25 protein-coding genes, 1 tRNA gene and 1 riboswitch are annotated in these 24,816 nt (G+C 62.1%); of the genes, 24 read left to right on the forward strand and 2 right to left on the reverse strand.

The window, feature by feature from the left end; translation table 11 throughout:
• Positions 1–152: 152 nt before the first annotated feature.
• From N5B55_RS03300 to N5B55_RS03330, 7 genes are all read left to right on the forward strand, one after another.
• The gene (locus N5B55_RS03300) at positions 153–674 is read left to right on the forward strand and encodes a type IV pilin protein (protein ID WP_304539138.1); all 522 of its coding nucleotides are present in this window, start codon (positions 153–155) and stop codon (positions 672–674) included.
• Positions 674–1,285 (forward strand): GspH/FimT family pseudopilin, encoded by a 612-nt coding sequence (locus N5B55_RS03305; protein ID WP_304539139.1) that lies wholly within the window; start codon positions 674–676, stop codon positions 1,283–1,285. The genes N5B55_RS03300 and N5B55_RS03305 overlap by 1 nt, the downstream gene beginning before the upstream one ends.
• Entirely contained in the window at positions 1,272–1,757 is a 486-nt protein-coding gene (locus N5B55_RS03310) for a type IV pilus modification PilV family protein (protein ID WP_304539140.1), read from the forward strand. The genes N5B55_RS03305 and N5B55_RS03310 overlap by 14 nt, the downstream gene beginning before the upstream one ends.
• A complete protein-coding gene (locus tag N5B55_RS03315) occupies positions 1,754–3,001 on the forward strand; it encodes a PilW family protein (protein ID WP_304539141.1) in 1,248 nt (415 codons plus the stop codon). Before N5B55_RS03310 ends, N5B55_RS03315 begins: the two co-directional genes overlap by 4 nt.
• Positions 3,002–3,003: 2 nt before the next feature.
• The gene (locus N5B55_RS03320) at positions 3,004–3,630 is read left to right on the forward strand and encodes a pilus assembly PilX family protein (RefSeq protein ID WP_304539142.1); all 627 of its coding nucleotides are present in this window, start codon (positions 3,004–3,006) and stop codon (positions 3,628–3,630) included.
• A 71-nt stretch (positions 3,631–3,701) separates the two neighbouring features.
• Complete coding sequence (locus N5B55_RS03325; protein WP_304539143.1) at positions 3,702–7,478, forward strand: pilus assembly protein; 3,777 nt, start codon at positions 3,702–3,704, stop codon at positions 7,476–7,478.
• A gap of 72 nt (positions 7,479–7,550) precedes the next feature.
• Positions 7,551–8,180 (forward strand): hypothetical protein, encoded by a 630-nt coding sequence (locus tag N5B55_RS03330; protein ID WP_304539144.1) that lies wholly within the window; start codon positions 7,551–7,553, stop codon positions 8,178–8,180.
• 74 nt (positions 8,181–8,254) lie between these two features.
• On the opposite strand, the gene nrdR is transcribed toward N5B55_RS03330, so the two are convergent.
• Together nrdR and glyA are read right to left on the reverse strand one after the other, a co-directional pair.
• Positions 8,255–8,719 (reverse strand): transcriptional regulator NrdR, encoded by a 465-nt coding sequence (gene nrdR, locus N5B55_RS03335; RefSeq protein WP_004629525.1) that lies wholly within the window; start codon positions 8,717–8,719, stop codon positions 8,255–8,257.
• A 134-nt stretch (positions 8,720–8,853) separates the two neighbouring features.
• On the reverse strand, positions 8,854–10,101 hold the full coding sequence (gene glyA, locus N5B55_RS03340) for a serine hydroxymethyltransferase (protein ID WP_304539752.1): 1,248 nt from the start codon (positions 10,099–10,101) through the stop codon (positions 8,854–8,856).
• A 134-nt stretch (positions 10,102–10,235) separates the two neighbouring features.
• Positions 10,236–10,365, reverse strand: a riboswitch (ZMP/ZTP riboswitch).
• 137 nt (positions 10,366–10,502) lie between these two features.
• Between glyA and ydfG the strand changes: the two genes are divergently transcribed.
• From ydfG to N5B55_RS03425, 17 genes are all read left to right on the forward strand, one after another.
• Positions 10,503–11,255, forward strand: a complete 753-nt coding sequence (gene ydfG / locus N5B55_RS03345; protein WP_012761460.1) for a bifunctional NADP-dependent 3-hydroxy acid dehydrogenase/3-hydroxypropionate dehydrogenase YdfG — start codon at positions 10,503–10,505, stop codon at positions 11,253–11,255.
• 69 nt (positions 11,256–11,324) lie between these two features.
• Positions 11,325–11,729: a tol-pal system-associated acyl-CoA thioesterase gene (ybgC, locus tag N5B55_RS03350; RefSeq protein ID WP_304539145.1), complete on the forward strand. Its 405-nt coding sequence runs from the start codon at positions 11,325–11,327 to the stop codon at positions 11,727–11,729.
• Positions 11,726–12,418, forward strand: a complete 693-nt coding sequence (gene tolQ, locus N5B55_RS03355; protein WP_012761461.1) for a protein TolQ — start codon at positions 11,726–11,728, stop codon at positions 12,416–12,418. The genes ybgC and tolQ overlap by 4 nt, the downstream gene beginning before the upstream one ends.
• A 12-nt stretch (positions 12,419–12,430) precedes the next feature.
• Positions 12,431–12,865 carry a protein TolR gene (tolR, locus tag N5B55_RS03360; protein WP_304539146.1) on the forward strand — a complete coding sequence of 145 codons (435 nt, stop codon included), beginning with the start codon at positions 12,431–12,433 and terminating at the stop codon, positions 12,863–12,865.
• 52 nt (positions 12,866–12,917) lie between these two features.
• On the forward strand, positions 12,918–13,946 hold the full coding sequence (tolA, locus tag N5B55_RS03365; RefSeq protein WP_304539147.1) for a cell envelope integrity protein TolA: 1,029 nt from the start codon (positions 12,918–12,920) through the stop codon (positions 13,944–13,946).
• A 66-nt stretch (positions 13,947–14,012) separates the two neighbouring features.
• Positions 14,013–15,317: a Tol-Pal system beta propeller repeat protein TolB gene (gene tolB, locus N5B55_RS03370; protein ID WP_065857101.1), complete on the forward strand. Its 1,305-nt coding sequence runs from the start codon at positions 14,013–14,015 to the stop codon at positions 15,315–15,317.
• A gap of 29 nt (positions 15,318–15,346) precedes the next feature.
• A complete protein-coding gene (gene pal, locus N5B55_RS03375; RefSeq protein ID WP_065857103.1) occupies positions 15,347–15,868 on the forward strand; it encodes a peptidoglycan-associated lipoprotein Pal in 522 nt (173 codons plus the stop codon).
• A 68-nt stretch (positions 15,869–15,936) separates the two neighbouring features.
• Complete coding sequence (gene ybgF, locus N5B55_RS03380) at positions 15,937–16,722, forward strand: tol-pal system protein YbgF (protein ID WP_304539148.1); 786 nt, start codon at positions 15,937–15,939, stop codon at positions 16,720–16,722.
• A gap of 163 nt (positions 16,723–16,885) precedes the next feature.
• Positions 16,886–17,560, forward strand: coding sequence for a 7-cyano-7-deazaguanine synthase QueC (queC, locus tag N5B55_RS03385; RefSeq protein WP_154208322.1), 675 nt, complete (start codon positions 16,886–16,888; stop codon positions 17,558–17,560).
• A 6-nt stretch (positions 17,561–17,566) separates the two neighbouring features.
• Positions 17,567–18,682, forward strand: a complete 1,116-nt coding sequence (locus N5B55_RS03390; protein WP_304539149.1) for a YeeE/YedE family protein — start codon at positions 17,567–17,569, stop codon at positions 18,680–18,682.
• Between the two features lie 53 nt (positions 18,683–18,735).
• Positions 18,736–18,811 (forward strand) — tRNA-Lys (locus tag N5B55_RS03395).
• A gap of 271 nt (positions 18,812–19,082) precedes the next feature.
• Entirely contained in the window at positions 19,083–19,853 is a 771-nt protein-coding gene (locus tag N5B55_RS03400; RefSeq protein WP_178959722.1) for a sugar phosphate isomerase/epimerase family protein, read from the forward strand.
• Between the two features lie 29 nt (positions 19,854–19,882).
• Positions 19,883–20,872: a sugar kinase gene (locus tag N5B55_RS03405; protein WP_304539150.1), complete on the forward strand. Its 990-nt coding sequence runs from the start codon at positions 19,883–19,885 to the stop codon at positions 20,870–20,872.
• 58 nt (positions 20,873–20,930) lie between these two features.
• A complete protein-coding gene (locus tag N5B55_RS03410; protein WP_304539151.1) occupies positions 20,931–22,211 on the forward strand; it encodes an MFS transporter in 1,281 nt (426 codons plus the stop codon).
• A gap of 4 nt (positions 22,212–22,215) precedes the next feature.
• The gene (locus tag N5B55_RS03415) at positions 22,216–23,190 is read left to right on the forward strand and encodes an NAD(P)-dependent oxidoreductase (protein WP_304539152.1); all 975 of its coding nucleotides are present in this window, start codon (positions 22,216–22,218) and stop codon (positions 23,188–23,190) included.
• A 79-nt stretch (positions 23,191–23,269) separates the two neighbouring features.
• Positions 23,270–24,334 (forward strand): LacI family DNA-binding transcriptional regulator, encoded by a 1,065-nt coding sequence (locus N5B55_RS03420; RefSeq protein ID WP_304539153.1) that lies wholly within the window; start codon positions 23,270–23,272, stop codon positions 24,332–24,334.
• Positions 24,331–24,816: a nucleoside 2-deoxyribosyltransferase gene (locus N5B55_RS03425; RefSeq protein WP_304539154.1), complete on the forward strand. Its 486-nt coding sequence runs from the start codon at positions 24,331–24,333 to the stop codon at positions 24,814–24,816. The genes N5B55_RS03420 and N5B55_RS03425 overlap by 4 nt, the downstream gene beginning before the upstream one ends.

Raw genomic sequence — 24,816 nt, forward strand, 5'->3', positions numbered from 1 at the left:
TGCGGGGCGGCAGAATCAAAAAAAAGTAATCGGGTAATCGGGAAGGACGCATCTTTTGTCAAGATGCGTCTATCGTTTCAAGCAGCCGGGGGGCTACATGCACAGGGTTAAAGTAACTCTAACGCAGTCAATCTTTCTGCGGTGGCGTTGACATGTCCGCGCCGCTCTGCGTCAACGCAAGCGTGCCACGTGATCCTGATTGGACTGGTTCGCCTTTAGTTACTAAAAGGCGGCTGCGTCCGGTCGTTGCGTGCGCTTCTGGGTTTACGCTCGTCGAGCTCATGATCACGGTGGCCATTGTGGGCATCCTGGCTACGATTGCGTATCCCAGTTACACCGACTACATCACACGCGGCAAGCTGGCCAACGTGACCAACATGCTCGCGGGTATTCGCGCGCAGATGGAACAGTATTACCAAGACAATCGCACCTACGCGGCGGTCGGGACTTTCACCCCGCCCTGTCAGGCGATCTCGTCTGTAGCCGAGTTTTCATTGGCCTGCAACATCACGGCCAACGGTAATGGTTACCAGATGATTGCCACCGGTTCCGGAACAACGGCCGGCTTCACGTACACAGTCAATGAGGCAAATGTTCAGGCGACGACTGCGGCACCCCGCGGCTGGAACACATCCACCACGTGTTGGGTGACTAAGCGAGGTCAGTCGTGCTGATGGGCACCGAAGCCCGGTGCCGCGGCTTCACGCTGATCGAACTGCTCGTCACGATTTCGGTGTTTGCCTTTTTGATGCTCTTGGCGGCCCCGAGTTTTACGAGCTGGATTCAGGATGCACAGGTGCGTACCGCAGCCGAATCATTGCAGAACGGTTTGCGTGTTGCGCAAGCCGAAGCGGCGCGCCGCCATCGTCAGGTTGCGATGGTGCTAACCAACGGCGTGCCGAACCCGGGCGTGACGGCACAAGCCAACGGAAAGAACTGGTTCGTTACAGTGATTCCGAACACCACGGCAGGCGAGTCGTACCCCACTCCGCCGGCCCCATCCCCATTGATGGTGCAAAGCGGCACGCTTGGCGCGGTTGCACCTAACGCGCAGATCAACGGCCAGGCGGCGGTCTGCTTCAATTCGTTGGGCCGGCTGACCACCCTCAACGATGGCACGTACAGCTGCACCATTCCGGCCACGGGCACGGTCATTTACGCCGTGACGAACAGCCGATCTGCAACCGCCCGGGCATTGAACGTTACCGTAGGCCTTGGTGGTTCGATTCGAGTGTGCGATCCGAAAAAGTCTTTGTCGCAGAATAGTCCAGATGCGTGCAGCTAACCCCGCCTCACACCGCGCTACGCTCGACTCCCGACTCCAGAGCGGGATGACGCTCGTCGAGGTGCTGGTTGCGATGCTACTGCTCACCGTGGCGTTGACGGCCATGGTGATGGCGCAGATCCGAGCTTCGCAAGTGTCGGTTGACGCCGAGGACCGCAATCGCGCTGCTTTGCTGGCTAATGAACTCGCGAGCACCATGTGGCAGAACCACACGGTCAATCTGCCGGCGTCATCGGTGGCGGCGTGGCAAACGATGGTGGGGGCCAACGTGAGCTATCGGACAGCCAGCGCATCGAGCCCCGTGGGCAGCGGGCTGGGCGGCCTGCCCAACGGTACCGGCTCGGTCTCCGTCGATAGCACGACCAATATCGCGACGATCACCATTACTTGGCAAGCACCGTCCCACGGTGTGAACGCGACCGCCGGTATGAGCAGCACAAGCCAGTATGTGACGCAGGTGGTGCTGCCATGAGCGCCCGGATTTCCACCAAGCGGCCATTGCGCGCGCGCCGCCAAGCCGGCCTCAGCCTGATTGAATTGATGGTGGCGTTGGTCGTCAGCATGGTCATCGTGGGCGCGGTGTTCGGCCTGATGAGTGTGTCGGAAGGGCGCAAGCGCACCACGATGTCGGTCAGTGACATCAACCAAAGCGGTGTGTTCGCTTTGTACCAATTGGACAAGGCGATCCGCAGCGCCGGGTCGGGCTATTCACAGAACTGGCCGCTGACCTATGGCTGCCGCCTCAATGTCAATTTGAACGGCAATCAAATTCTTCCGTCTCCGGCGAGTATGCCGCCGCCGTTTGACAAGCTGTTGACGCAGTTGGGCGGCTTTCGGTTGATGCCGCTACTAATCGTGCAGAACGGAACGCCGCTGACTACGGGAAGTTCTGATGCGATCATTACCATGGCGGGCAATGCTGGTTATGGAGAGATTCCGACTGAGTTTTCCAATACTGCACCCGTGGTGTCCGCAGGCGTGGTGAACCTCAGCCTGATCAACACCATGACGTTCAACGCGGGCAACCTCGTGCTGGTGGCGGACCGCAATAACACGGCGGGCAACTTACAACCCTGCTATATCGGCCAGGTGAAGGCGGGCTTTACCGGCAGCGTTGCAGTACAACTGCCGTTGACTGGTGCCTATGACGCATCGGTTGGCACGGACGGGGGCGCGGCCAACGTCTCCGCAACAGGTGTGGCCATGAACCTCGGCAATGTCGGGGGGGGCAACTTGCCGGCCTTTGGCGTGTATGGCGTGGGTGCCAACAACACTTTGATGTTCTACGACCTGCTGCAATCGAGTGGCAACGGTAATAGCGCAATCCCGCTCGCCGATGGCGTGATGGAAATGCATGCCCTGTACGGCATTGATCCAAACAACACCGGCAATGTCACCTGGCAAGCGCCGACGGGCGCGTTCGATGCGGCAACGCTGTCCAACGGTACGCAGACAGCCGCTGCAAATCTCTACGCGGTCAAGGCGGTGCGGATCGGCTTGATCCTGCGGACGTCGTTGCCTGAGCGCGCGCAGCAATATGTGACGAGTGCTAGCGCAGTCACCGCGAGTGGCGTCGTCAGCCCGGGGCCGCTGGTTCTGTTTGCCGATGTACCAGGACAGGCCTATACGCGAAAGCTCACGGGCGCGGAGCAAAACTATCGTTACCGCGTGTTGGAAGCCACGATCCCTTTGCGCAACACATTGTTGCAGCGCTGAAGATGTCGACCACGCCCCAGCTCCGCTCGAATCGTCCCTTGCGCGCCATGGTGCGCCGGCATCAGTCCGGCGTTGTTTTGCTGATCGCTTTGATCGCCGTGGTCATCCTCGCCATCGGGACCGTCGCGCTGTTCCGCTCGTCCGATGCCGCACTGTTCAATGCAGGCAACCTCGCGTTCAAGCGCGATATGACCAACCGTGGCGAGCTAGGCATTGTCGCCGCTAAGGCAGCCCTGACCAGCGGCGCGCTCAACCAGGAGTCGACGCGCCAGAGCAATCAACTTGCCAGCGGCTACTACGCCACGATGCAGGCCACCGGCACGCACGGCGTTCCGAACACTCTGATCGGGTATCTCCCGAGCAAACCGTCCACACCGCCATTGCCGACGATCAACGCCGGCGACGGCATCACGATCTACTACATGATCGACCGGCTCTGTAGCGCAACGGGCTCGACTGACCCGTCCAATGCTTGCGTGGTCAGTTCGATCGGCTCAGCGAAGGGGGGCACGGTCCTGCCATATCGTGGTCAGGCCCAACCGCCTTCGGTGCCTGTGTACCGTATTAGCGTGCGGGTCGATGGGCCGCGCAATAGCCAGACCTTCCTTCAGACCACTGTTTCTCTCTGAGTTGCTGAACAGCCATGCATCCCAATTGTGACCGAGGTTGGAAGGCCAGCGCTTCGCGGAGCCCTTCCGTTATGACTTTCCTGCGCAGCTTGCTTGCAAGCGTCTTGTTGCTACCTGCGCTACTGGTGTCGGCTGCACAGACCGACCTGGCAGATCAGCCACTCTTCAGCTCCGTATCGGTGCCTGGCAACCTCCTGCTCTCGCTGTCGGTGGAGTACCCGACCGCCAACAGCATTGCGTATGTCAGCAGCTATACGGCGGGGGTGAAGTACCTGGGCTACTTCGATCCGCTCAAGTGCTACACGTATCAGTACGACTCTAAGGTCGACGCCAACAACTATTTCGTGCCGGCTACAGCATCGGATAGCAATTTCCAGTGCGCCAGCGGCAACAATTACTGGTCCGGCGCGTTCCTGAACTGGGCGACGATGCAAACCATCGATCCATTTCGATGGGCGCTGACGGGCGGCTATCGCGTCACGGATACTCCGTCGTTGACCGTGCTTGAGAAGGCCTGGGCGTCAGGTCAGGGTGGCGCAAGTGAAACGCCGAACCGCACCGTCAATGATCCCAACGGGAGCGGTATTGTGGGGGCCATTACGCCGTTCTCCGATTGGGGCAGCATCAGCGTACGCGTCTATGGTGCGGGCAATAAGCTGTACTTCACTCAAGACGGTAATTTGGATCGGGACAGGGTCAACACCTACACTTCAGGCTCGTCCCAAGACTCATCCAAGGTGTGGTCCGTGATTGTGCGCGTCAAGGTGTGCGACCCATCGCAACTGGAGGCGAACTGCACGAAGTACGGCAGCAACTACAAGCCGGAAGGCCTGATGCAGAAGTACTCGCAACGCATCCGTTTCGGTGCGTTCGGATACATCAATGATTCGAACATCCTGCGCGATGGCGGGGTGCTGCGCTCCAATATGAAGTTCATCGGGCCTATGCAGCCGGTCCCTGGCAAGAGTCCCACGACCAACGCGTTGGCCGAGTGGAGTGCGACAGACGGCACGATGCTTGTCAATCCAAACCCCAGTGATGCTTCCTCGAGCAATGTGAGTAACAGCGGGGTCATGAACTATTTGAACAAGTTCGGATCGACTTCCCACACCTACAAGACATATGACCCGGTGAGCGAGTTGTACTACGCGGGCATTCGTTACTACAAGAAGTTGGGGAACGTTGCTGCCTATTCCGACGTGACACACGATGCCAGCGGTAATAGCGTAAGCGCTAACACTACGGCGACGTATGTCGACGGCTTTCCGGTGATTCAGAAGTGGGATGACCCCATTCTGTACTCCTGCCAGAAGAACTACATATTGGGTATCGGCGACGTCAACACCCATGCGGACGCCAATTTGCCGGGCAGTACGATTATCCAAAGCGCCAATGAGCCTGCGCTTCCTCCGGAGGTTTCTGCAGATACCACGGTCAATGTGGATTCGGCGACCAGCCTCGTGGGTAAGATGGAAGGCATCGGCAATCTCAACACGGCTTCGCCGCCGTGGTGCTGTGGGGATAACAACACGTTCCTGATGGCGGGGCTGGCCTACGACTCGCACGTGCGCGACATTCGCCCGAACGATTTCAAGGACCCCCTCGGCAACAAGTCCAAGATCCAGACAATATCCACCTATTGGCTGGATGTGCAGGAATATCAGCAATACAAGTATCAGAACCAGTTCTGGCTGGCCGCAAAGTACGGTGGCTTCAGTGTTCCGAGCAACTACAACACGAGCAACACAACGGCGTTGGCTCAGTCGCTGTGGAACGCGAGCGGCAACACAGACCCGAATGGCAAACCAATGCCCGACAACTACTATCTGGCCGGTCAGGCGGACTTGATGGTGAATGGGCTTAACACTGCGTTCAACAATATCTCCAACGATATTCAGGCGGCCACGACGGCGCTGGCAGTGTCGTCCGCCAATGTGAGCCTGACCGGCAATATTGGATATTCCGCGTCCTACAACTCGTCGACTTGGAGTGGGGACGTCGTGGGCAGTACGCTTAGTTTTGATGCCAAGACCGGGTTACCCACACAGACGAAAGCCTGGTCTGCACAGGCGCAGCTCGCGAATCAATCGAGTTCGTCGCGCTTGATTGCCACCAGCAATAGCGTTGGGACGGCGCAGGGTGTGCCATTCCAATTGGCTAAGCTCAGCGCGACCAACCAGAGTGCGCTCAGCAATTCGGCCGTGAAGAACTGGAACAACCAGGATTTCCTGAATTATTTGCGCGGCGACCGTACCAACGAAGGAGCAAGTGGCAAGGCTGTCTATCGCCAGCGCAGCAGCCTGCTCGGTGACATTGTTGGCTCGAAGGTCGATCCCGTGGGCCCACCCATTGCCGTGCTGTCCAGTGCGACCAACCCAGGTTATGCAGCGTTCAAGAGCAGCAATGTCAATCGCAAGCCCGTGGTCTACGTTGGCGCGAACGACGGCATGGTGCACGCGTTCGATGGCACGATCGGCAACACAACCAGCGGCAACGAGCTGTTTGCTTACGTGCCGAGCTTCCTTTACCAAGGACCGTGCTCTTCAGGTACCTGCACGCCGACCGTCAATGGCCTGGCATCGCTGGGGTTGTCGGGCACGAATTTCGTCCACCATGCCATGGTGGATGCTACGCCCCAGGCGTTCGATGTCGATCTAGACCGTACGGGTGGCTCAACAGCCATTACTGGTACGCCGAACTGGCGCACCATGCTGATCGGCGGTCTGGGCAAGGGCGGAAAGGGTTACTACGCGCTGGACATTACCGACCCCACGACCATCACCACCGAGACCGCGCTGGCGGGTAAGGTGATGTGGGAATTCGGTGGCCCGTCCAACGTCCAGCAAGGCACCCTGGGCTTCACCTATGGCGACCCGATCGTCGTGAAGACAAAGAAGTACGGCTGGATCGTTGCAGTGCCGTCGGGCTACAACAACGCTGATGGCGTGGGGCGGCTCTTCATTCTGAACCCGGCGACGGGCGCCTTGCTGGAGTCGATTTCGACGGGTGTCGGTTCAGCAAGCTCGCCTGCAGGTCTGGCCTATGCGTCTGCCTATGTGGCCGACTACACCGACAACACTGCGGACTCGATCTATGCAGGCGATCTGCTGGGCAACGTCTGGCGTTTTGATCTCACGGCGGCAAGCGGCGCCTATCCGGCACCGACCCAGATTGCGCAGTTGACCGACCCGAGCGGCAACACACAGCCTGTCACCACGCCGCCGCTGATCGAGATCCAGCCGAATTCGCTCAAGCGCTATGTCATGGTGGGGACGGGTCAGCTCCTTGGCAGTACCGATATCGCAACCAGCCAGACGCAGACTTTCTACGTCATCTATGACGGCGTTGTGCAGCGCTTCAACAGCAGCACGGATCTCCCGACTGGGGTCACGTTCCCAATCAAACGCAAAGATCTGAATGCGAACACCAATCTGCTGAACGGCATTGGCAGCGCGCCGCCATCGGTCATGGGCTATTACATTGACCTCGGCCAATCGTCCAACAATGTGGCGGAGCGCGTGAACGTGGCGCCGGTCTCGAACTTCGGCACGGTGTCGTTTGCTGCCAATCTGCCGAACGGTGATGCCTGCAATCCTTCCGGCATGAATCGGGTGTTCTCGCTGGATATCGGTACTGGCACGAGCCGCGTGGTAAACAATGCTGGCCTACTCCAACCGTATTACACCGGTGGCGGGCTGGTTGTGGATCTGTCCTACCTTAATGTCAATGGTTCCGTTCGGCTGGAGGCTGGTACAGACAATAGCGCGATCAATTCAGTGCCATTGGTTCCTACGGTGGTGCAAGCAATCCGTCAGATCAACTGGCGTGAAGTGCCTACTGCCGACTAGCGCTGATTTGATGATGCGGTATCGCGACGCAGCGCCAAGCACCGACACGGAATAGTGAGGATGCGGCGTGGCTTGATCGCCTGCGCTGTTGCAGTGGCGGCCCATTTGGCTTTCCTGCACGCTGTCAGCGCGTGGAAACCTCAGACGGCCCCGGAGGAGGGCCACGCGGGCACTCGTTTGTTGTACGTAGGCCTGTCGCCGGAACTGACGGGTAAAGGCACCGGCGCAAACGGCCAAAGAAGCGGAGAAGTCGGTTCTGCAGCGCTCTCACCGCTGCGGGGTGCCTCTCCCGTGAAGCCTAACGCTAACGTCTTTGGCAGCGCAGGCTACAGATCGGAACTGTCTGCACCTGAGTCTTCGCGTTCGGAGAATCTCGACGGGATGCGGTTTTATGCATCGACGGAGGTGGACCGCCAGGCCTTGCCGGCTAGCTCACTTGAACTTTTAGACGTGATGGCGTTGGTCGAAAATGCATCGCCCATAACCTTGCGCGTCTATATCAGTGTTGATGGCGTGGTCGTGCGCGCTGAAATCGTCCGTGCTAATGAAGACAATCGTCCCGCCGCGGCCAGATTGGCTTTGATTCTCATGGAGACACGTTTTGTTCCCGCCAAGCGCTTGGGCGCGGATGTCGCTGCTGTAAGGGAGTTGGAGTTTCAGATTCAACCGTCCATCGGAAGCAACCGCCCCGCCTCCTCCTGAGACTCAATGCCGCAAGAGGCTAATTTGGATGGCGGACTTGTCGCCGATGGAGAAGTGCAGCCGTCTGCTGAAACTCACTTCCGCACATTCGTCGCCGCAACCTCATCCAGCACGTCCCGAAACTCTGCCAGATCCTCAAAACTCCGGTACACCGAAGCAAAGCGGATGTACCCGATCTTGTCCAGCCGCTTGAGTTCGCGCATCACCAGTTCGCCCACGCGGTCGCTGCCGATTTCTTTCTCGCCGTGGCTGAGGAGTTTTTCTTCGATGCGGGCGATAGCCTCGTCGATGGCCTCGGCGGAAACGGGGCGCTTGCGCAGCGCCAGGCGCATGGAATCCTTGACCTTGTTGCGGTCGTAGTCGACACGGCTGCCGTTCTTTTTAACGACGGCAGGGAAGAACAGCTCGATGCGTTCGTAGGTGGTAAAGCGGCGGTCGCAGGATTCGCAACGACGGCGGCGGCGCACGGTGTCGCCTTCTTCCGACATGCGGGTATCAATGACCTGGGTGGCCGCGTGGCCGCAAAAGGGGCATTTCATGCCGGTGGTCTCCTCGGCAACCTCAAAGAACGCACTGCGCTAAAAGAACAACGCCGCGATGGCCCCTCATTCAATTGGGGGCGCATCGCGGCAGGGTACTACGTGGCTGGCCGATCCGGCCATTGGCGGATGCTTCAGCCGTAGACCGGGAACTGCTTGGTCAGCGCAGCCACCTTGGCGCGCACGGCGGCGATGTTGGCTTCGTCGTGCGGATTGTCCAGCACATCGGCGATCAGGTGGGCGACCTTCACGGCCTCGGCTTCCTTGAAGCCACGCGTGGTCATGGCCGGCGAACCCAGGCGCACGCCCGACGTCACGAACGGCTTTTCCGGGTCATTCGGAATCGCGTTCTTGTTGACGGTGATGTGTGCGTCGCCCAGCACCTTTTCGGCTTCCTTGCCAGTGATCTTCTTGGCGCGCAGATCAACCAGCATCACGTGGCTCTCCGTGCGGCCGGACACGATCCGCAGGCCTCGGGCCATGAGCGTTTCAGCCATGACGGCCGCGTTCTTCACGACCTGTTGCTGGTAAGCCTTGAACTCGGGCGACAGCGCTTCCTTGAACGCCACCGCCTTGCCGGCGATCACGTGCATCAGCGGGCCGCCCTGGATACCCGGGAAGATCGCCGAGTTGATGGCCTTCTCGTGCTCGGCCTTCATCAGGATCACGCCGCCGCGCGGGCCGCGTAGGCTCTTGTGGGTGGTCGTCGTGACGAAATCAGCGTGCGGCACGGGATTCGGGTACACACCTGCAGCGATCAGGCCGGCGTAGTGCGCCATGTCCACCATGAAGTACGCGCCGATCGATTTGGCGATCTTGCCGATGCGCTCGAAATCGATGCGCAGCGCAAAGGCGGATGCGCCTGCGATGATCAGCTTCGGCTTCTTTTCTTGCGCCAGGGCTTCGAGCGCGTCGTAATCGATGTCTTCCTGCGCGTTCAGGCCGTAGCTGACCACGTTGAACCACTTGCCGCTCATGTTGAGCGCCATGCCATGCGTCAGGTGGCCGCCTTCGGCCAGGCTCATGCCCATGATCGTGTCACCCGGCTTGAGCACGGCGAAGAACACGCCCTGGTTGGCCTGCGAGCCCGAGTTCGGCTGCACGTTGGCGGCTTCGGCGCCAAAGAGCTGCTTCACGCGGTCGATGGCGAGCTGTTCGACCACGTCCACGTATTCGCAACCGCCGTAGTAGCGCTTGCCGGGGTAGCCTTCGGCGTACTTGTTGGTCAGTTGCGAACCCTGCGCGGCCATCACGGCCGGGGAGGTGTAGTTCTCGGAGGCGATCAGCTCAATGTGGTCTTCCTGACGCTGATTTTCCTGCTGGATGGCGGCGAAGATTTCGGGATCGATCTGGTCGATCGTATAGCGGCTGCGTTCGAACATGGCGAGTGTCTGGTCTGAAACGAAACGGAAATGGCGGAGATCGGGCGAGGCGTGGGGAAACATGCGCGCGGCTTGAACGGCTGCGCCCGGTGTCGGCCGATTGCAGCGGGTGTCCAAGTCACCCTGTGCTTCCCATTCGCTGCCCAGGCGAGCGGCAGGCGCCGTTGTGCATGACGTCAGAAACCTTGCGCTTCCTCGTGGTCGCTGCCCACATGTCGAAGCCGCTCAAAGCCGCTTCAGGATTCGCCAGTCGCGCAAGGTGGAATGGTTGCCCGCGAGTGTACGACAGCCCCATGGCCGCTGCAACCAGCGGGCGTGCAGACGCGCACATTGCGGTGCAATACCGCATAAGGCTTCAGGTAAACTCTGACTTTCGTTTTTTTAGGCCCGGAGACACTTCCATGATCGTATTCGTGACCGGCGCAACGGCCGGGTTCGGCGCTGCCATCGCGCGGCGTTTCGTGCGAGAAGGCCATCGTGTGATCGCGGCAGGCCGCCGCCAGGACCGTCTCGACGCGCTCAAGGCCGAATTGGGCGACGCTGTGCTGCCGTTCGTGCTTGACGTGCTGGATGCCGATGCCGTTGCGGCCTTGCCGGGCTCCCTGCCCGAGGGTTGGCGCGAAGTCGATGTGCTGGTCAACAACGCCGGCCTGGCACTGGGCCTCGAACCCGCCCAGCGTGCCGACCTGACCGATTGGGACCGCATGATCGGCACCAACTGCTCCGGGCTCGTGCATATGACGCGTGCGCTACTTCCCGCCATGGTGGAGCGCAATCGTGGTCACATCATCAACATTGGCTCGATCGCGGGGACGTATCCGTATCCGGGCGGCAACGTGTATGGCGCCACCAAGGCGTTCGTCCGCCAGTTTTCGTTGAACTTGCGGGCGGACCTGACCGGCACGCGCGTACGCGTATCGAACGTCGAGCCAGGGCTGTGCTCCGGCACGGAGTTTTCCAACGTGCGTTTCAAGGGCGACGATGCCCGTGTGGAGAAGGTTTACGAAGGCACGGAAGCCCTCACCGCCGACGACATCGCCGAAGCGGTCTACTGGATGGCGGCGCTGCCGGCGCACTTCAATGTCAACGCGATGGAGCTGATGCCCGTTTGCCAGTCATTCTCGGCCACCAGCGTGACGCGAGGCATGGCCTGAATTCGAGCGCAAGCCCTCGGCCAGTCGGTGGATGCCTGGCCGTCATTTGCGTCTTGGTAAAATTACCCGATGGCTTCTTTTGACTGGAACCTGCGCGTGTATTGGGAAGATACCGACGCAGGCGGCGTGGTGTTCTACGCCAATTATTTGAAATTTTTCGAGCGCGCCCGCACCGAGTGGCTGCGTGCGCTTGGGGTCGATCAGCAGGCGCTGGCCGACACGACCGGAGCCATTTTCGTGGTGCGCAGCACTGCCGTGAATTACCGCGCGCCGGCACGCCTGGACGACCTGCTTCAGATCCGTTCGCGTATGGAACGGGTCGGCCCCGTGTCGGTCCAATTCGCCCAAGAAGGCTGGCGCGGCGACGTTTTGCTCGCATCAGGCACGATTCGTGTTGGATGTGTCGACCGGCTCACTTTCCGGCCGACCCCGATTCCCGCTCCCGTACTCGCAACCATCAAAGCCGCCGCATGAATCCCGTCGAGGTCACACAAGATCTGTCGATCGTCTCGCTGGTGCTGCATGCCAGCCTCTTGGTCCAATTCGTCATGGGCCTCTTGCTGGTGATGTCGCTGTTCTCCTGGACGTACATCTTCCGCAAAGCGTTTGCACTGCGCGCAGCGCGTAGCCAGACCGAATCGTTCGAGCGCGATTTCTGGGCCGGTGGCGACTTGCAGGCGCTGTATCAGAGCGCTGCCAACAACCGTCACACTACCGGCGCGCTGGAACGTATCTTCGAAGCCGGCATGCGCGAATACCTGAAGGCGCGCGAGTTGCAGCGCGGCGGCGGCGATCCGAGCGCCATTCTCGATGCTTCCCGTCGTGCCATGCGTGCCGCCTACCAGCGCGAGATGGACTCGCTGGAGTCCCACCTGCCGTTCCTGGCGTCGGTCGGCTCGGTCAGTCCGTATATCGGCCTGTTCGGCACGGTCTGGGGGATCATGAACGCCTTCCGCGGCCTGTCCAACGTACAACAGGCGACCCTCTCGGCCGTAGCGCCCGGTATTGCCGAAGCGCTGGTCGCCACGGCCATCGGTCTGTTTGCGGCCATTCCGGCGGTGATCGCCTACAACCGCTATGCCACCGAGATCGACCGCCTGGCCAACCGCTTCGAGAGCTTCATGGAAGAGTTCTCGAACATCCTCCAGCGCCAGACGCGCTAAGGAGCCGCACTCATGGCTACCATCCAGCGAACGCGCCGCGCCCGACGGGCCAAGGCTGACATCAACGTCGTCCCCTACATCGACGTAATGCTGGTGCTGCTGGTCATCTTCATGGTGGCGGCGCCCGTGGTGAACCCGGGCGTGGTCAATCTGCCATCGGTGGCAAACGCGACGCCGCAGCAGACGCAGCCGCCCATTGTGGTGACCATCAAGAGCGACGGCACGATCCTTGCTCGCATCAAAACCGGTTCGGGAGCAACCGAGCAGAGGCTCGCCAACAACAACGAGCTGCGCGCATTCGTGAAGCAGCGCACGGACGAAAACCCCGATCAGCCCGTCGTGATTGCCGCCGACAAATCGGTCCAGTATGACCGCGTGCTGACCGTCATGAGCGTGCTCAAGGGCGATGGCGTAAAGCGCGTCGGCCTGATGGTGAAATCGTCATGAGCAGGTTGCTGAAGCGAGCGTTGACGAACCACGGCGGGGCAACCTGAACGTCATGGCTACGACGTCGTTGCATCGTTACGAGCCTGTTCGCGAGCGCGGCACGCTGCGCGCGTTCGGGCTGGCGCTCCTGACACACGTTCTGCTGATCATCTTTCTGTACTTTGGCGTGCAGTGGCAGAGCAGCACCCCGCGCGGCGAGGAGGCTGAACTGTGGGACGAGGCGGCGGTTCAGCAGGCCGTGCAGCAGGCCGCGCCGGTGCCCGAGGTCAAGCCCGAACCGGTGATCAAGGCGCCGCCGGCCAAGGTGGAAGAGGAAGCGGATATCGCGCTGGAGCAGCAAAAGCGCAAGCGCGAGCAGGAGGCTGCAGCGGCCCGTGAGGCCGAACTCGCTCGCCGCGCCGCCGAAGAACGGGCAGAAGCCCAGCGTCAAGCCCGTCTGAAGGAAGAGCAACAGGCGCGTCAGGCGGAACTCCAACGCAAGGCCCTGGCCGAACAGCAGGCCAAGGAAAAGGCCGCTGAGAAGGCTGCCGCGGACGCAGCGCAGGCCCGCAAGAATGCACAGCTTCAAGCCCAGGCCGAAGCGAAGGCAAAGGCGGAAGCGGATGCGAAGCAGAAGGAATTGAAGGCCAAGGCCGCCGCAGAAGCCAAGGCCAAGGCCGACGCAGAGCGTAAGGCGAATGAATCGCGCGCCAATGCACAACGCCAGGCGCAGCTGGATCGGCTGCGCGCGATGGCTGGTGCGGGTGCGACGGGCACGGTGGCGGGCTCCGGTGGTGGTGTCGGCAATGCCCAGGGCACGGGTGGCACGGCGTCGGCAGGATACGCAGAGCGTGTGCGGGCCAAGGTCAAGCCGAACATCCTGTTCGATCCGTCGGCCGTCAATGGCAATCCGTCGGCCGTCGTGTCGGTGCAGATGGCGCCGGACGGTTCGATCCTGTCCAAGCGCCTGACGAAATCGAGTGGCAACGGCGCCTATGACGAAGCCGTGATGCGCGCGGTTGAGCGCTCCGACCCGCTGCCGCGCGATACCAACGGCAAAGCGCCGTCGAGCGTCATCCTGACGTTCCGGCCGAAGGAATAACGGGCTAGCGCCGCTCAAGGCAGCGCTGGCCGGCGTACTCGGATTCCGGATTTGATAGTAGGGAAGATGAACATGATGCGAACGATGTGGATTCCGATGTTCCGACGTGCAGCGCAGGCGCTTCTGCTGAGCGCAGCGTGCGCGGGCGTGGCCCATGCCCAGCTCAACGTGGAGATCTCGGGTGTCGGCGCCAGCCAGTACCCGATTGCAATCGCCAACTTCCAGGGCGAGGCACAGGCTCCGCAAAACCTCTCCGCGATTGTCCGGGCGGACCTGGCGCGCAGCGGTCGTTTCTCGAACGTCGATGTGGCCGGTGCAGTCGTGCCGGAAAGCCCGGCGCCTGACCTGGGTGCCTGGAAGACCAAGGGCGCCGCAGCCTTCGTGGGCGGCACCGTGACGCGCAACGGCGACCGCTACGAAATTCGCTTCCGCCTGTACGACACCGCCAAGGGCGAAAGCCTGGGCGGCCTGTCGCTCACGCGTGGCCCCGGCCAGCTTCGCCTGGCTGCGCATGAGATCGCGGACTACATCTACCAGAAGCTGATCGGCGAGCGCGGCGTTTTTGCAACGCGTCTGTCGTACGTGTCCAAGGTTGGCCGTCGCTTCCAACTGCAGATCTCTGACTCGGATGGCGCCAACCCGCAGATCGCGTTGACGAGCAATGAGCCGATCATCTCGCCGTCGTGGTCGCCGGATGGCACCAAAGTCGCGTATGTGTCGTTCGAGAGCAAGAAGCCGGTGGTGTACGTGCATGACCTGGTGGCGGGCCGCCGCACGGTGATCTCGAATCAGAAGGGCAACAATTCGGCGCCCGCCTGGTCGCCCGATGGTCGCCACGTGGCGGTGTCGCTGTCGCGCGATGGCAATACGCAGGTCTACCTGGTCAACGCCGATGGCTCGGGCCTGCGCCGCCTGAGCCGCAGCAGCGCGATCGACACCGAACCGTCGTTCTCGCCGGATGGCCGCTCCATCTATTTCACCAGCGACCGCGGCGGTGCGCCCCAGATCTATCGCATGTCGGTTGACGGCGAAGAGGCGGGCGGTGCGCAACGCGTGACGTTCAAGGGTAACTACAACACCAGCCCGCGCGTGTCGCCGGACGGCAAGCTGCTGGCATACATCTCGCGCGTGGGGGGTGCCTTCCGCCTGTACACGCAGGACTTGTCGAATGGCGATGTGAACGCGTTGACGGACACCTCGAACGACGAGTCGCCGAGCTTTGCGGCCAACGGCAAGTTCATCCTGTATGCCACGCGCGTTGGCGGCAAATCGGTGTTGGCCGCTGTGTCCACCGATGGCCGCACGCGTCAGGTTCTTTCCCTCCAGGCCGGCGAAGTTCGTGAGCCGGCGTGGGGTCCTTTCATGCAATAACGAAGCTGTTCCACTAGGAGAAATCGGACATGTCGAAGTCCCAAACCATGATCAAAATCGCAGCCATTGCCGCGCTGCTGGCCCTGGGCGCTTGCAGCTCGGGCGTGAAGCTGGACGATACGGCCAAGAACGGTACGGGCGGTGGTGCCGGTACGGGTGCGGATGCCCGCACGGTGACGCCGGTGGACGTGGGCCGTGACGAGCTGACCGACCCGAACAGCCCGCTCGCCAAGCGCAGCATCTACTTCGATTTCGACAGCTACTCGGTGAAGTCGGAGTACCAAGGCCTGCTGGGCCAGCACTCGCGCTACCTGCAATCGCACAACCAGCGCAAGGTCCTGATCCAGGGCAACACCGACGAGCGCGGCACGAGCGAATACAACCTCGCACTGGGCCAGAAGCGTGCCGAGGCCGTGCGTCGCGCCCTGTCGTCGATGGGCGTGCCTGACAGCCAGATGGAAGCCGTGAGCCTGGGTAAGGAAAAGCCGCAAGCGACCGGCCACGACGAAGATTCGTGGGCACAGAACCGCCGCGCCGACATCGTCTACTGATCGGTACGGTTTGAAGTGGAACGCGCCGGCTGCGAGGTTGCGGCCGGCGTTCTTACGTTGGCAATCACATGAATACGATGATGAAACAGCGCGCTTATGGGGCCATGCGTCGGGCCATCCTGTTGGCGACGCTCGTCGCGGGTGGCGCCCTCACCGTGGCCGGCCCGGCGGCAGCGGGGGTGTTTGACGACGATGAGGCGCGCCGCGCCATCATCGACATGCGCGACAAGTTCAACAACTTCCAGTCGACGGCTGCCCAGCGCATCGATCAGAACAGCAAGAACCTGATCGACGCGCAAAACCAGATCGAGACACTCAAATCCGAAGTGGCGCGCCTGCGCGGGCAGAACGAAGTCCTGCAGAACAGCGTCGATACGCTGACCAAGCAGCAGAAGGATTACTACGCCGACCTGGATGCGCGCCTGAAGAAATTCGAGCCGCAGCAAGCAACGGTGGATGGCCGCGAAGGCATGGTCCAGCCGAACGAGAAGCCGGAATACGACGCTGCGCTCAAGGCGTTCCAGGCGGGCGACTTCAAGGGCGCGGGCAACCAGTTCTCGGCGTTCGTGAAGAAGTATCCGCAAAGCCCGTATCTGCCGCTCGCGCAGTTCTGGCTCGGTAACGCGCTCTATGCACAGCGCGACTACAAGGGCTCCAGCTACGTGCTCGAAAACATGGCGCGCAGCAACCCGCAGCATCCCAAAGCGCCCGATGCGCTGCTGCAGGTGGCGACCAACCAGGGCGAGTCCGGCCAGAAGGCGGCCGCACGCAAGACGCTGGAATCGGTGGTCTCTCAGTATCCCGGCACCGAGCAGGCTAAGACCGCGCAAAGCCGTCTGAAGTCGATGCGCTGATCGGCAAGCCGCTCGGCATCTGAACGAACGCCCGCCCGTGGCTGCACCGGCGGGCGTTTTTTCATGGACCGCCGAATAGCGGGCATAAGCCGTGTTGGGCGCGGGTAGGGCGGCGGCACGCTAAAATGCGGGCCTTCCCGATTTGCTTTGCAAGGCTTCGCCCATGAAAAAACGCGCCATCGTCCTGCTCTCCGGCGGGCTGGACTCTGCCACCGTGCTCGCCATGGCCAATGCGGACGGCTTTGAGACTTACGCGCTGTCGATGCGCTATGGCCAACGCCACTCGTCCGAGCTGGAAGCGGCCAAGAAAGTCGCGGCGGCGCTTGGCGCAGTGCGCCATGAAATCGTCGATCTGGACCTGCGCAAGTTCGGTGGCTCGGCCTTGACCGACGATACGCTCGACGTGCCGACCGACGGTGCGCAGACGGGTATCCCGATCACGTATGTGCCGGCGCGCAACACGATCATGCTGTCGCTGGCGCTTGGCTGGGCTGAGGCGGTCGGCGCACGCGACCTGTTTTTTGGCGCAAATGCCGTGGACTACTCCGGCTATCCGGACTGCCGTCCCGAATACGTTGCCGCTTACGAAACGCTCGCCAACCTGGCGACGAAGGCCGGTGTGGAAGGCGAGCGCATCCGCGTGAACGCACCCATCATCGACATGACCAAGGCGGAAATCATCCAGGCCGGCGTGCGGCTGGGTGTGGACTACGGCCTGACCGTGTCCTGCTACAAGGCCGACGACGAGGGTCGGGCTTGCGGCGTCTGCGATTCATGCCGCATTCGCAAGGCCGGCTTTGAAGCTGCGGGCGTGCCCGACCCCACCCGCTACGTCTGACGCACCATGCCCGATATCGACCTCAACGCGCTGTCCCACACGGTGCTGTGGGCCACGTTTGCGCTGACGTTCGTGTTTGGCGCGATCCTTCAGCGCACGCACTTCTGCACGATGGGCGCGGTGTCCGACGTCGTCAACATCGGCGACTGGAACCGGCTGCGCATGTGGGCACTGGCCATCGGTGTGGCCATGATCGGCACCGGGTGCCTGAGCTGGCTTGGCCTGATCGATACAAGCAAGACGATCTACACGGCCAGCAAGCTGCTGTGGCTGTCGTCGCTGGTGGGCGGCCTGCTGTTCGGCTTCGGCATGGTGCTGGGCTCAGGGTGCGGAAGCAAGACGTTGGTGCGTATCGGCGGCGGCAATTTGAAGTCGGTCGTCGTGTTGGTGTTTCTGGGGCTGGCGGCGTACATGACGCTCAAGGGCGTGTTTGGCGTGGTGCGCGTCGCAACGGTGGACAGCGTGGCGATTACATTGCCGACGTCGCAGGATTTGCCCAGCGTGCTCGGCCACGCGTTCTCCGCCGATGCGCGCATGCTGCGCCTTGTTCTGGCGTTGGTAATCGGTGGGGCGCTGTCGGTGTGGGCGCTCATCTCGCGCGATTTCCGCACCGGTGACAACCTGCTCGGTGGCATCGGCGTTGGCCTCATCATCGTCGGCATGTGGTATGTCTCCGGGCATCTCGGCTACGTGCAGGAAGATCCGAGCACGCTGCAGGAAGCGTTCGTGGCGACCAACAGCGGCCGCATGGAGGCATTGAGTTTCGTGGCGCCGGTGTCGTATACGCTGGAGTGGCTGATGTTCTTCAGCGATACGTCGAAGGTCCTGACGGTCGGTATCGTCAGCGTGCTCGGTGTGATTGCCGGTTCGGCGGCGGTGGCGCTGGCCACGCGCACGTTCCGTTGGGAGGGCTTTGCCAATGCCGAGGACACAGGCAACCACATCATCGGCGGTATCCTCATGGGCATTGGCGGCGTCACGGCGCTCGGTTGCACGATCGGGCAAGGGCTGTCCGGTGTGTCGACGCTGGCGGTCGGATCGTTCATCGCGCTCGCGGGCATCGTGATCGGCGCGGTGCTGGCGTTCCGCTACCAGATCTGGCGAATGGAACGTCTGGTTTGATCTGACGGGCCGTTGACAGAATCGCGGGTATCTCCCTATAATCGCGGTCTTTGGGGTCTTTAGCTCAGTCGGTAGAGCAGTAGACTTTTAATCTATTGGTCGCGGGTTCGAATCCCGCAGGACCCACCAAAATTCGAAGGGCTGACAGGCAACTGTCGGCCCTTTTTGTTTGGCTGTCTTTCTGCACGGCTGCCACTCTTCTGCTCTGCGCGTGGCGTTGCTTCCACATTCAAAGCGCGGGCATCCCTCCCGAAAGCACAATACTCGCTCCGCGCCGAACACATGTGCGGCGTGTCGCATCTGGCCACCGCTGCTAGGGATTTCCTCTATAGCGCGGGCCGCCTCCAACCGCGACCATATCCTCTAATGGAACCGGTTCCATACGGAGAAAAGCGCACAAATGGCAGATATCGTGATCGTGGCAAGCGCGTTCGGCGTCGCTCAGGTGCTTGAGCAGGGACATCACGTCTATGTCCCGCTGGCGGCGTCGGTCGGTGCTGCCGGCTTCGAGGTGCGGCGTGAATTGTTGCCTGTTGGCCTCGATGGCACGGTATCCGCTGAGGTCCTGGTTGCCTTGGGCCGGCTCATCACCGCGCATGGTCTCTGGGCGGTCTACTCGACACCGGCCACGCTTTACACGGACGACGGTGCTTTGGATGCAGGCGCGATCTGCGGCGCGCTGGTTGAAGCGCAGACCTTGGGTGCGCGCATTGTGAAGTTCCAGCTCGGCGGATTTGCCGGCGATGCGTCGGCAGAGGCGCTGGCCCAGCTGTTGCAAGGCGCGCGAGCACGGATACTCGTTGAGAACGGTCAGCAGGCGGTAGGCGGCTCGCTGTCGCAGTTCAGCGACCTGTTCAGCGCATTGAAAGCGGCGGGCCTGAACGACATGCTCGGCATGACGTTCGACATCGGCAACTGGGAGTGGGCTGGCGAAGCGCCGCTCACATGCGCGCAGGCGCTGGCGCCGTATGTCCAATACATCCACTGCAAGAGCGTTGCGGGCGAGGGCGCGCGTCGCTTTGCGGTGGCGCCTGCGGGCAACGATGCCGGATTCGCCGCTGTGCTGGCCGCGCTGCCCGGCGATGTACCGCGCGGCATCGAATTCCCGTTCAACGCGGTCGATCCCGCCGCGGACGCCCATCAACATGTCGTGTGGCTCAAGGCCGCCTGACGGTGACTCGACATCGAAGGAGCCTGCGCATGTCGCATACGTTGGATGTCATCACCTACGGCGAAGCCATGGCGATGTTTGTGGCGACGGCGCCGGGGCCGCTCGCGCAGGTCACGCAGTTCACCAAGCGCATCGCAGGTGCCGATCTGAACGTGGCAGTCGGCCTGAGCCGCCTCGGTTTTCGCGTCGGCTATGTGAGCCGGGTGGGGCAGGATTCGTTTGGTGAATACGTGCTGGAAACGCTGGCACGCGAACGGATCGACGCATCGTGTGTAGCTGTGGATCCGCAATATCCCACGGGCTTCCAGCTAAAGTCGCGCGCCGACGATGGCAGTGACCCGCGTGTCGAGTACTTCCGCAAAGGCTCGGCTGCCAGCCGCCTCTCCCGCGCCGACTATGTGGCCGACTATGTACTCAGCGCGCGCCATCTGCACCTGACGGGTGTGGCTCCCGCGATCTCTGCGTCGTCGTGCGAACTTGCGTTCCACCTCGCGAGGGAGATGCGTGCGGCTGGTCGCTCGATTTCGTTTGACCCGAACCTGCGCCCAACGCTGTGGCGTTCCACAACGGAGATGGTGACCACGCTCAACGCGTTGGCGTCGCTTTCCGATTGGGTGCTGCCCGGCTTGGCTGAGGGGCGGCAACTGACCGGCCATGACACTCCAGCCGACATCGCGCGCTTTTATCTCGATCGGGGTGCGCGCGGCGTTGCCATCAAGCTGGGCGCTGCCGGCGCTTACTACCAGACCGCTGATGGCGCGGAAGGCATCGCCGACGGCGTCCGTGTGGAGCGCGTTGTCGACACAGTCGGTGCGGGCGATGGCTTTGCGGTGGGCGTGGTCAGCGCGCTGCTTGAAGGGCTGTCCGCAGAGCAGGCTGTTGCGCGCGGCAACCGGATTGGCGCGCTGGCGATCCAGGTGATCGGCGATTCCGAAGGCCTGCCGACGCGTGCCGCGCTCGACGTACTTGAAGAAACGGCCCGCCTGGGGTGCGAGCCGGAATCCATTCCCAGCGTCTAACGCAGCGCTTCGACTGCCGCCCTCGCGGGCAACGCACACCATCAAAGGAGACACGAACATGGCAACGCAACTTGCTGCGCGGCGCTGGTGGATGATCATGCCGATCGTCTTTATCACCTACAGCCTGGCCTACCTCGACCGCGCGAACTATGGCTTCGCGGCGGCGGCTGGCATCAATCACGATCTGGGGATCAGCCAGGGGCTGTCGTCGTTGATTGGGGCGCTGTTCTTCCTCGGCTACTTCTTCTTCCAGATACCGGGCGCGATCTATGCAGAGCGCCGCAGCGTGAAGAAGCTCGTGTTCATCAGCTTGGTGTTATGGGGTTTGTGCGCGGCGCTCACCGGTGTCGTGAGCGACATTCCCTCGCTGCTCGCGATTCGCTTTGTGCTGGGCGTAGTCGAGGCGGCCGTCATGCCGGCAATGCTGATCTACATCAGCAACTGGTTTACCAAGCAAGAACGCTCGCGCGCGAATACGTTTCTGATTCTGGGCAATCCAGTGACGGTGTTGTGGATGTCGGTGGTATCGGGCTACCTCGTGCGCGAGTTTGGCTGGCGCCATATGTTCATCGCTGAGGGCGTGCCCGCCATAATCTGGGCCGTGTGCTGGTGGTGTCTGGTACAGGACAAGCCCGCGCAGGCGCCGTGGCTGAGCCCTCAGGAAAAACGCGATTTGGAACAAGCCTTGGCAACGGAACAGGCGGGCATCAAGCCGATGCGCAACTATGGCGAAGCTTTCCGCTCGCCTGCGGTCGTCAAACTCTGTGCGCAGTACTTCTGCTGGAGCATTGGCGTGTACGGCTTCGTGCTGTGGCTGCCGTCCATCGTCAAGAACGGCTCGTCGCTCGGCATGGTCGAGACGGGCTGGCTGTCGGCGCTGCCGTACCTTGCGGCCACCATCGCGATGCTCGCGGCGTCGTGGGCATCCGACAAGGTGGGGTCGCGGCGCGGCTTCGTTTGGCCGTTCCTGCTGGTGGGCGCTGCGGCGTTTGCCGCATCGTTTGCGCTCGGGTCCACGCATTTCTGGATGTCGTATGTGCTGCTCGTGATCGCCGGAGCGGCGATGTATGCGCCGTATGGTCCGTTCTTCGCGATCGTGCCGGAGCTGCTGCCGAAGAACGTCGCCGGTGGGGCGATGGCGTTGATCAACAGCATGGGTGCCCTCGGTTCGTTTGTTGGCTCGTACTTCGTTGGCTACCTCAACGGTGCCACCGGCTCGCCGCTGGCGTCGTACGCATTCATGAGCGCCGCGCTCCTGGCCGCCGTGGTGCTCACGCTCTGCGTCAAGCCGCAGCCGCCAGAAACGTACGCGTTCGCCCATCCTGTGTCTGGAAAATGAACCGATGAAACCGCTTGTCGTTGCCTACAAACCGCTGCCCGACGATGTGGCGGCCCAGTTGCGCCAGCATGTCGAACTTGTCGAGGTCGACGGCGCTGCGGCGTTGACCGAGTCGCTTGCCAACGCCGAAGGCGCGATCGGTGCGAGCTTGAAGATCACGCCCCGGATGCTCGACCACGCGCCACGCCTCAGGGCGTGGTCCACGATCTCCGTCGGCTATGACAACTTCGACGTGCCTGATCTCACGCGTCGGGGCATCGTGCTGGCGCACACACCGGATGTGTTGACCGAGTCGACCGCCGATACCGTGTTTGCGCTCATTCTCGCGTCGGCGCGTCGTGTCGTGGAGCTGGCCGAGTGGGTCCGGGCCGGCAACTGGCAGCGCAGCATCGGGCCGGAGCTTTACGGCACGGACGTCCACGGCAAGACGATCGGCATCCTCGGGCTGGGTCGGATCGGCGCGGCGTTGGCCCGCCGTGCGGTGCACGGGTTTCGGATGCACGTGCTCTACACGAACCGGCATCCGCATCCCGAGGCCGAAGCGCAGTACGGCGCGCGCCGCGTGACGCTCGACACATTGCTGGCCGAATCGGATTTTGTGTGCCTACAGGTGCCGCTGACGCCCGAAACACAGCACCTGATCGGGCCGGCGGAACTGGCCAAGATGAAGCGAGGCGCGATCCTGATCAATGCATCGCGGGGGCCCGTCGTCGACGAAGCGGCGCTCATTCATGCCTTGCGCAATGGCACGATCCGCGGCGCCGGGCTCGATGTGTTCGAGCACGAGCCGCTGCCCCCCGACTCGCCATTGCTGGCGATGAAGAATGTGGTGGCCTTGCCCCATATCGGCTCCGCAACGCACGAGACGCGGCACGCCATGGCGCGCTGCGCGGCAGACAACCTGATCAAGGCGCTGGCCGGCACGTTACGTGAAAACCTGGTCAATCCACTGGTGCTGGAGCACGCGCGCACCTCGTGAGCTGCGTGCCGGGATTGCGCTATGATCCTCGCACTCCGGCTCCGGCCCCTCGCGCCGACGGCCTGTTCTGAAGCGCATCGTGACTGATTTCCCATCCTCTTCCTCGCGCCCTGCGACCATCACCGACGTGGCCCGCGAAGCGGGAACCGGCAAGACCAGTGTGTCCCGCTACCTGAATGGCGAGACGCAAGTCCTTTCCGAAGATTTGCGACAACGCATCGAAGCCGCCATTAAGCGGTTGAACTACCGGCCCAACCAAATGGCCCGTGGCCTCAAGCGGGGCCGCAATCGGCTGCTCGGCATGCTGGTGGCCGATCTGACCAATCCCTATACGATTGAAGTGCTGCAGGGCGTGGAGGCAGCCTGCCACGCGCTGGGCTACATGCCGCTCATCTGCCACGCCGCCAACGAGATCGAGATGGAGCGCCGGTTCGTCCAGTTGCTGACGACGTATCGGGTCGAAGGCTTGATCGTCAACGCGCTGGGCGCGGAAGAGGCCGTGCTGCGTCCCTTGCGGGGTGGCGGTATTCCGGCTGTGCTGGTGGATCGCACCGTCGACGGGTTCGACGCCGACCTCGTGGGGCTCGATAACCGTGATGCCGTCAGCCTGGGGGTGCAGCATTTGCTGGATCAAGGCTTCGATGCCATCCAGTTCATCGTGCAACCGTTTGAACAGGTCAGTTCGCGGCGAGATCGTGAACGCGCATTTCGCGAGACGATGGCAGCGAGAGGCCTGCCAGCGGAGCCGACCGTGGTGCTCGACCCGAACGATCCGGCCGCATCTGCACGTGCGCTGGCCGAAATCGATGTACGCATCGATGCCGTGCAGCGCCGGGGCGGAAAGCGACTGGCGCTGTTCATTGCCAATGCGCCGGTTGCGCTCATCGTTGCGCGGCATCTGCGCACGCAGTTCGGCACGGCCTGGCTGGAGCGGGCAGCCCTGCTGTCGATCGATGATCCGGAATGGGCGGAGTTGATTGGCATCACCACGATCCGGCAACCGACGTACGACATCGGTTACAAGGCCGTCGAATTTGTGCATGAACGCATCGAAGGCGTGACCGGGGATGCCCGCGTCGTATTGCTGCCTGGTACGCTCGTCGAGCGGGCTTCGACGCTGCATGTTGTCGAGGCCGCGTCATGACGGTGCGTCTTTACCTCGCCGGCCCGGATGTTTTCCGTCCCCAGCCCATCGCGCACGGCGAAGCCCTGAAGGCGCTGTGCGCCGAGTTCGGCTTCATCGGCCTGTATCCGCTCGACAACACGATCGCTCCGCAAGCCGACGGCCCTGCCACCGCTGCGGAGATCTATCGCCAGAACATCGCGCTGATCGACTCGGCTGACGCCGTGCTCGCCAACGTAGCGGATTTTCGGGGCCACGAGCCAGATTCCGGCACGTGCTTCGAAATCGGCTACGCCATCGCCCGCGGCAAAGACGTGTGGTGCTATCACGTGCCCGACGCACCGCTCCTGGCGCAGGTGCCGAACACCAACGGCAACGATGCCGACGGCTGGGCCGTGGAAGATTTCGGCCTGCCGCGCAACCTCATGATCGCGTGCAGCTGTCACCTCGTCGTGGGCGATGTGCGCGCGTGCCTCGAGCGCATGTGCGCACACTACACATAG

Source organism: Ralstonia pickettii (genome assembly GCF_030582395.1).
Lineage (GTDB): Bacteria > Pseudomonadota > Gammaproteobacteria > Burkholderiales > Burkholderiaceae > Ralstonia > Ralstonia pickettii_D.